This window comes from Candidatus Rokuibacteriota bacterium (genome assembly GCA_016209385.1).
Lineage (GTDB): Bacteria > Methylomirabilota > Methylomirabilia > Rokubacteriales > CSP1-6 > JACQWB01.
The window spans coordinates 1-7,720 of the sequence record JACQWB010000014.1; the positions used below are offsets into that span (position 1 = coordinate 1).

General features: G+C 68.4%; 7 protein-coding genes. 6 read left to right on the top strand and 1 reads right to left on the bottom strand.

The genetic code is table 11. The features are described 5' to 3' along the window. The 3 genes from HY726_00895 to HY726_00905 all read left to right on the top strand — a co-directional run. Positions 1 to 818 (top strand): SWIM zinc finger family protein (locus HY726_00895; protein MBI4607548.1); only part of this gene is annotated, 818 nt, incomplete at its 5' end. 221 nt (positions 819 to 1,039) lie between these two features. After that, the gene (locus tag HY726_00900; protein ID MBI4607549.1) at positions 1,040 to 2,317 is read left to right on the top strand and encodes a M20/M25/M40 family metallo-hydrolase; all 1,278 of its coding nucleotides are present in this window, start codon (positions 1,040 to 1,042) and stop codon (positions 2,315 to 2,317) included. Positions 2,318 to 2,348: 31 nt separating this feature from the next. Beyond that, the gene (locus HY726_00905; GenBank protein ID MBI4607550.1) at positions 2,349 to 3,344 is read left to right on the top strand and encodes an amidohydrolase; all 996 of its coding nucleotides are present in this window, start codon (positions 2,349 to 2,351) and stop codon (positions 3,342 to 3,344) included. 136 nt (positions 3,345 to 3,480) lie between these two features. Here HY726_00905 and HY726_00910 read toward each other — a convergent pair whose 3' ends face one another. Further along, positions 3,481 to 4,593 (bottom strand): glycoside hydrolase family 88 protein, encoded by a 1,113-nt coding sequence (locus tag HY726_00910; protein ID MBI4607551.1) that lies wholly within the window; start codon positions 4,591 to 4,593, stop codon positions 3,481 to 3,483. 64 nt (positions 4,594 to 4,657) lie between these two features. Between HY726_00910 and HY726_00915 the strand changes: the two genes are divergently transcribed. The 3 genes from HY726_00915 to HY726_00925 form a co-directional block, all read left to right on the top strand. Further along, complete coding sequence (locus tag HY726_00915) at positions 4,658 to 6,334, top strand: hypothetical protein (protein ID MBI4607552.1); 1,677 nt, start codon at positions 4,658 to 4,660, stop codon at positions 6,332 to 6,334. Then, entirely contained in the window at positions 6,331 to 7,083 is a 753-nt protein-coding gene (locus HY726_00920; GenBank protein MBI4607553.1) for a hypothetical protein, read from the top strand. The genes HY726_00915 and HY726_00920 overlap by 4 nt, the downstream gene beginning before the upstream one ends. 214 nt (positions 7,084 to 7,297) lie before the next feature. Next, positions 7,298 to 7,720, top strand: a 423-nt coding sequence (locus tag HY726_00925; protein MBI4607554.1) for an ABC transporter substrate-binding protein, incomplete at its 3' end; no start/stop codon positions are given.

Sequence of the window (7,720 nt, forward strand, 5' to 3'; positions counted from 1 at the left end):
CGGCCAAGGCGATCGCCAGGGTCGCCAAGAAGCGCGGACGGCCCTCCGAGCCGGTCGTGATCCAGCGCCGCGGGCGGGGCATCGCGACCACCTTCTGGGGCAAGGCCTGGTGCGACAACCTCGAGCGCTACATGGACTTCGCCAACCGGCTGCCGCGCGGGCGCACCTACCTGCGCAACGGCTCGGTGGTGGATCTGGCGATCGCGAGGGGCAAGGTCGAGGCGTTCGTCGCGGGGAGCGAGCTGTACACGGTGAAGATCCACTTTGCTCAGCTGAAGCGGGCGCGCTGGCGCCACGTCGTGACTCGCTGCACGGGCAGGATCGGGTCCCTGGTGGGGCTCCTGCGGGGGGAGCTGTCCGCCGAGGTGCTGGCGGTGCTGGCTGACCCGAAGGAGGGGCTGTTCCCCGAGCCGCGCGAGATTACGATGGAGTGCTCGTGCCCGGACTGGGCGGGCATGTGCAAGCACGTCGCGGCGGTGCTGTACGGCGTGGGCGCGCGTCTCGATGAGAAGCCCGAGCTGTTCTTCTCCCTGCGCCAGGTCGACCAGACCGAGCTCCTGAGCTCGGCCACGTCCGGCGCCGTCTCGCGAACCGGCGCGGGCGCGGGGAAGCGGATCGCCGCCGAGAAGCTAGCCGCCGTGTTCGGGATCGAGATCGAGGCCGAGCCGCCCGATCCCACACGGACCGGGACGCCGAGACGAACGCGAGCCGAGCAGCCCGGAAAGCGCCGGGGAGCGCAGTCCAAGACGGGCGGGACTCGGCGAAGCAAGTCGCCAGCAGGGTCGAGGCGGCCAACGACCCGACGCCGCCGAACCTGACCAGGCCCTTGGGTTAGAAGCTGCTGACAAGACGGTGTTACAGGAAGGAGACGGGGGCGGTCAGCTTAGCCGATCCACCTGACACAAAACGCGGTGGATGCGTCGGTACTTTAGCCATCAACCGTCTGCGCTCCCTCACAGCTGAAGAACCGCGCGCTGGAGCCGATCCTCCCGGCGTAGTACCAGGGCGGAGTCGAGATGGGCAAAGGAGGTCTCGTGAGATGAAGCCGAACGCGTCTGCCCAGAGTGTCCTGGACCGGATCGATGCCGACGAGCTGGTGAAGGTGGCTCTCGATCTGGGGAACATCGACAGCCCGACAGGGCGCGAGGGGGAGGTCGGCCAGTATGTCTACGACTGGCTCCTGCGCCACGGCTTTGCCCCGCGAAAGCTCGGGCTTTTCTCCGATCGCTTCAACGTGGCCGCCACCCTGCCGGGCCAGGCCCGGGGCCGGAGCCTGGTCTTCAACAGCCACATGGACACGACGATCGCCAAGGAAGAGGTCTGGACCACCCGGCGGGCGGCCGACCCCGTCTTCCACTCGGCCTGGCGGGAGGGTGAGTTTCTCATCGGCAACGGGATCTGCAACGACAAAGGGCCGATGGCGACCTGGCTCATCGCCGCCAACGCGATCCGCGAGAGCGGGGTGGCGCTCAGGGGAGACCTCACCCTCATGGCCGTCGTGGGAGAGATCGGCCTGGAGCCCGTGGATGAGTTCCAGCCGCCCGAATACGTGGCCAAGGAGGCGGGAACGCGCTACGCGCTGACCCATGGGGCCGTCGGCGACTACGCGCTCGTGGCCGAGGGGACGGACTTCGGCCTGATCTGGGTGGAAGCCGGGAAGGCCTTCTTCAAGGTCACGGTCTTCGGCGACGACCTGCCGATCTACACCCCTTACATCACGCGGCCGACGCCGATCGAGAAGAGCCCGAACGCCATCGTCCGCATGGCGCGCCTGATCGAGCGGCTGGAGGAGTGGGCGTACGACTACGAGCAGCGCCACCGCTACGAGTGCCCGGGCGGCGTCGTGGTCCCGAAGGTCAACATCGGCGCGATCCGGGCCGGCGTCCCCTACAAGATCACGAAGACTGTCCAGCAGTGCGCTGTCTACGTCGATGTCCGGATCACCCCGGTCCAGAATCCGCTGGACGTGAGGGAGGAGCTGCGCCGACTCATCGCCGGCGCCGGGCTTCGGGGTGAGGTGGAGCTCTACGTCTACCGGCGGGGGTACGAGGCTCAGCGCGTCGAGCCGCTGGCCGAGGCGATCCGGCGCTCTCACCGGGAGGTCTTCGGCGAGACGCCGAAGGTGGGCGCTCCCCCGTTCTCGAGCATGTGGCGCGACATCAACGTCTTCAACGAAATGGGGATCCCGGCCATCACCTACGGGCCCGGAATCAGCGTGGGGGGCGGGAACTTTGCCATGCGGATCACCGACCTGGTCACGGCCGCCAGGCTTTACGCCCTCATCGCCCTGGACCTCTGCGACCAGGAAGCGGATTAACAACGCGACAGACGAAGCGGACGGGCTCCCCATGACCAACGCCCCGGTCGTTGACATCCACGCCCACTACTTCCCCGAGCCTTACCTCCGAGCGATCGAGACCCAGGGCGAGGCCTTCGGGGTCAAGCTCAACCGCTCCGACCCCGCGGGCCCAGCGATCCAGGTCGGGGCGGTCCTGGGAGGGCCGCTGAGGCCCGCGTTCTGGGATCTGGACCTCCGGCGAAAGGAGATGGATCGTCAGCGCGTCGCCGTCCACGCCCTCTCGCTCACCCACCCCATGGTCTACTGGGCCGACAGCGCCCTCGGCCTCCGCCTGGCGCGTCTGGTGAACGACGCCCTGGGTCAAGCCCACACCGCCTTCCCCGATCGGTTCGTGGGCCTGGCCACCCTGCCGCTCCAGGATCCTCCTCAGGCGGTCGGCGAGCTGGCGCGCGCGGCAAAGCTTCCCGGCATCCGCGGGGTCTATCTCGGGACCAACGTCAACGGGCGGGAGCTGTCCGATCCGGCGTTCCTTCCCGTCTGGCAGCGGATCGATCAGCTCAGGCTGCCTGTCTTCCTCCACCCGCTCAGCGTTATCGGGGCCCAGCGTCTCGCTCCGTATTACCTCGGCAACCTCCTCGGCAACCCCTTCGACACCGCGGTGGCCGCCGCCCACCTGATCTTCGGCGGGATCCTGGACCGCTTCCCGCGGCTCACAGTCTGCCTCCCCCACGCCGGCGGCGCCTTCCCCTATCTGGTGGGACGCCTGGACCGGGGGCGGAAGGTCCGGCCGGAATGCGCGCATCTCAAGCGTCCGCCCTCCGCGTACCTCCGGCGCTTCACCTATGACACGGTCAGCCACGCGCCGGAGTCGCTCCGCTACCTGATCGGGCTTGTGGGCGCCGACCGGGTGATGGTCGGGAGCGACTACTGCTTTGACATGGGCTACGAGCGGCCCGTGGAGGTCATCACGCGCCTCGCCAGGCTCTCCCGGGGGGGTCAGGCGCGAATCCTGGGCGGCACGGCGGCAAAGCTCCTCCGCCTCTAGCAGAGTTCAGCCACCAAGCTTCAGGATCCGCGCAGCGTTGCCGCCGAGGATCTGCTGCTTCGCCTGTGGTGAAGGCAGTATCCGAACGCCGCGCCCGCGTGTCAGGAACGGCGCCCGCGACACGCTGGGCGCCCGCTCAGATCTGCGTCGCCTCCAGCGCGCCGGTCAGGACGTGGAGCGCCTCGAAGAGGAAGTAGCTGCCCCAGATCAGCTCGTTGCGGGTCGCCAGGCCAATCCGCTTGTTGTAGCACCCGTCCCCCAGGATGCCGGCGCCGCTCAGGTGCCGTTCCACCAGCGCCCGCGCTGTCACCTCGGCTGCCTGGCGGTACACGAGTCGCTTCGCCTCCGAGCGCGTGAGGGCTGCCAGCTTGAGCAGGCTCGCCGTCACGATAGCTGTGGCCGAGGTGTCGCGGTTGGTCCGCGGGATGCCCGGATCGTCGAAGTCCCAGAACGCGACCCAGTCGTCGGGCACGTGGGCGAGCCACCAGTCGGCAGCCCGTTCGGCGGGCTCGAGAAAGCGCGCGTCGCCCGACCACTGCAAGGTCAGGGTCCAGCCGAGGATCCCCCACGCCTGGGCGCGCGCCCACGTGCTCTGATCCGTGATGCCCTTGTGCGTGTAGCGGCGGAGCATTCTCCCGGTCGCGGGATCGAAGGACGCCGACTGGCAGACCGATCCCGCCTCGCGCAGGCAGAACTCGATGTGCCGGCTCGCGTGCTTGAGCGCGATCTCGCCGAAGCCGGCATCGCCCGTCTCCCGCCGGGCCCAGAGGAGGAGCCCCGACGCCTGGACCGTGTCCACGTTGGCCTCCCCCTTGCCCACGTCCGCCGCCTCCTCCGCCTCGGTCCCGAGGGGGAGGGCCTCCGCCCGCGGGTTGTAGGTCGAGGCCAGCCCCTGGGCGCCGAGCAGCGCGGTCTCCTTCGCGCCGGGATTGTTTAGCAGCATCGCGCCCAGCGCGGCGCCATAGTAGAAGAGGAAGCCCCGGAACACGGTGTCGGAGTGAATCCGAGCCCTGAGCCTCTCGGTCCACTCCTCGGCCCACCGGAGGTAGCGCTTTTCCCCGGTGCCGGCGGCCAAGAGCCAGAGCATGCCGTTCCAGAAGCCACCGGTCCAGTCTCCTGTCGGCGAGCAAGTCCACCGGCCGGTCTCGGGATCGGCGAAGTGCGGGAAACCTTCGTTCACGCTCTCGGCGGTCCGGTCCACGCGGGCCCGCATCAGCGAGAGCGCATCGTTCCAGAGCCCTGCGTTCATCGCGGGCTCTACATTAGGCAAAACGGCGAGCGCTGTCCACCCCGGCGTTTGATAAGATTTGCGCATGCGCCGGCCGCCTCTCGTGCTGATCGTCCTCTCCGTCCTTCTCCTCGCCCTCGGCACCACGGGCGGCGCCGTGATGTCCCTCCTCCAGCCCCAGATCCAACGCTTCTCGACGGAGCGCATCTTTTCGGCGCGCGAGGTCCACAACCTGTCGGGCTCGCGGGAGTATGACGCCGAGGTCGTCGCGGACATCGTCTTCACCATCGAGGCGGGGCTCTCCTTCTTCCACACCCATGGCGAGGGGATGGGGGTCGTTCTCCTCTTCGCCGCCACCGCCGTCGCCTCGCTCGTCGGCCGCCGCTGGCTTCGCGCGCTCCTCTACTGGCTCCTGGGGCTCTCGTTTCTCTTCCCGCTCGGCTACGTCGGGTACAGCGCGCTCATTCTCTTCTACGGCAAGGACGCCGGCATCGCCCTCGCGGAGCAGGCGCTCCTGATCCCGTTCGGGTCCTCGGCGATCCTTGGCCTGAGCCTCCTGGTCGTGGCTGCGGGCTTCCTTCTGGCCAATGGCCGGTTGCGCCGCGCGCTTACCGCTCCCCGCGACGCGGGGGTCGTCCCCAAGCCGGCGCCGGAGGATTCGGCAGGCTGGCGGCGGCCGCCTCGGCCTGTGGTGCTGGCGGCGGCGCTCCTGATCGCCCTCGCCGAGATCGGCGGGGCATCCATGGCGCGCTTCAAGCCCGAGCTCACCGCCTTCGCGACCGCCCGGATCCTCGAGCGGCCCCAGGTCCACGGGCTGGTCGGGAGCAGGGATGTGGACAACGAGATCCTGGACGAGGCGCTCGTCAAGCTGGATGGAGCACTCCGCCTCTTCCACCTCCACGGAGAGGGCATGGGGCTGGTCATCTTCGGGGTCGCCCTGGTCATCAGCACTCTGGTCAGGACCACCCGGATCCGAAAGACCCTCCACGTGCTTCTCACGCTTGGCGGCTTCGGCTTTCCTTTTGGCTACCTGCTCTGGAGCGTCCTGATCCCCTTCGTCGGCGTGGGCCCGGCGCGGACGATCGCTGCGATCCTTGTCCTCATTCCCTCGGGAGGGCTGGTCGTGATCGCGCTCTGGGCGCTGACCGTGTACCTTGTCCGCGATCTGCCGCCCAAGAGGTGGCGCCGGCTCGGGCAGGCTGACGAGGCGCCCGGCCGCGGGGCGGTAGGCCTGCCACCGTTCGCCGTGATCCTGGCCTCGATGCTGCTCCTCGTTCTCGCCGAGGTGGGAGGCGGCGCCATGGTGAAGTTCAAGGTGGCGCTTGAGCGCGCTAACCGGGAGCGGGTCGAGGCCCGACCCCAAATCCACGGCCTGGTCGGGGTCCGGGAGGTGGACGGGCCGGTCATCGACAACCTCGTCGCGAGGGCGGACTTTGCGCTCCGCCTCTTCCACCTCCACGGTGAAGGCATGGGGCTCGTGATCTTCGCGGGCGGCCTGATGATCCGGAATTTCCTGACTTCCCGCGCGCTCTCGCGTGCCCTCTATGCTATGCTCGTGGTCGGCGGTTTCCTCTATCCATTCGGCTACCTGGCGTGGAGCGGGATGATCCCGGTGCTCGGGCTCGAGCGGAGCAAGGACCTGGCCGAGTATCTCGCCTGGATTCCGTTTGGTGGGGCGGCCCTGGTGGCGATGGCAGTCATCTCGCTGATGCTCGGGCGGGGGATCTATGTCGCCTGGCGCGAGCGGAGGGGAAACGCGTGAGACGGACGGCTCCCGCGCTCCTGGGGTTCGCCGTGTGGCTGGGGCTCCTGACTATCGCCGATGCCCACCACGTCGGCGTCTTCATCCCCAAGGACGATGACATCACCAAGAACTTCAAGGACATCAAGTTCGCCGGCCAGGCCGGGCGCTTCGACGTCGCCCTCAAGCTCTTCGATGACGGGATTGTCCACGCGACCATGGAGAAGTTCGAGACGGAGCTTCCGCGCGGGCTCGAGGATGGTCTCAGGGCGGCTCTCAAGGCGAAGAACCTGCCCGGCGTTGAGCTGCGCCTCGCGATCTTTCTGGCCTTCATGACCCGGGACCGTATCCGGAGCGCGGCCGCGAAAGTCCGCGAGGAGAGCCTCGAGCCCGAGCAGAGGCGGGATCACGCCCGGAAGCTTGTGAACGCCGCGTGGCGGTACTATAATCTGGCTGACTTTGTCATCTCGCGACAGGACCCGAAGGCCGCGGTCGCGCTGCGCGTGGCTTTCGAAGACGCGCAGACCTACCTCGGGGGCATGATGGTGGACCCGATGTGGGCCCCCGGGTCGAACCCGTGCAATCCGAGACCGTCCGGAGCTGCTGAGCCCTCTGGAGGAGTTCAGCAGACCCCGAAGCGGCCCGGCCCGGACGACGGGAAGGCCGTGGCTGCGCTCGGCCTGATGGGGCGGACGCTCGGGGACGTGATCCGGGCGGGAGCGCGCGCGGCGTGGGCAGGGGAGGCGAAGGAGTTCCTTCCCAAACGCTAGCCGCCTGTCGGAATAAGCGCGTTCGAGCGCCCACCCGCGCCCCTGGCGCGGGTACCCGGCCGGCGCACCCGATCCTGGGGGAGGTTCGGAAGGGGGGCGAAGCCCCCCTCCGAGTCAACTAGCCGGACGACGCCGGCTGGGAACTTCCGGGTGCGAGCAACGGTTTCGAGAGTGCCCGCTCCGGGACTCGCGGGCGGGTGAAAGGAGGCCCCTTATGAAACGCTATCTGGGTGTCGTGCTTGCCATCGTCCTCGCCGTGGGCACGGTCCCCGTGGCATTTGCGAGTGACCACGTCGTCAAGATCGGGGACCTTGGCTCCAAGGTGGGCGTGTTCGAGGGCTACGGCCGCTGGCAGACCATGGGCGTGGTGCTGGCGGTGGAGGAGATCAACGCCAGGGGCGGGCTGCTGGGGAAGAAGCTCGAGGTGATCTCGGAGGACGACGACACCAAACCCGGCCCCGCGGTCCGCAAGGCCGAGAAGCTGATCCTCCAGGATGGTGTCAAACTCCTGGTGGGGTCAATCTCGAGCGGCGCCACGATGGCCGTCATGGACGTCACCAAGAAGCACAAGACGCTCCACTGGAACGCCGTGTCGTGCGAGGAGTTCATGCGGACGACGAAGTGGCACCCCTACTAC

What these genes read in the sequence shown, in the direction of transcription:
- HY726_00915 (MBI4607552.1), top strand. Translation starts at nt 4,658, where the DNA reads ATGCGCCGGCCGCCTCTCGTGCTGATCGTCCTCTCCGTCCTTCTCCTC.
- HY726_00900 (MBI4607549.1), top strand. Translation starts at nt 1,040, where the DNA reads ATGAAGCCGAACGCGTCTGCCCAGAGTGTCCTGGACCGGATCGATGCC.
- HY726_00905 (MBI4607550.1), top strand. Translation starts at nt 2,349, where the DNA reads ATGACCAACGCCCCGGTCGTTGACATCCACGCCCACTACTTCCCCGAG.
- HY726_00910 (MBI4607551.1), bottom strand. Translation starts at nt 4,593, where the DNA reads ATGAACGCAGGGCTCTGGAACGATGCGCTCTCGCTGATGCGGGCCCGC.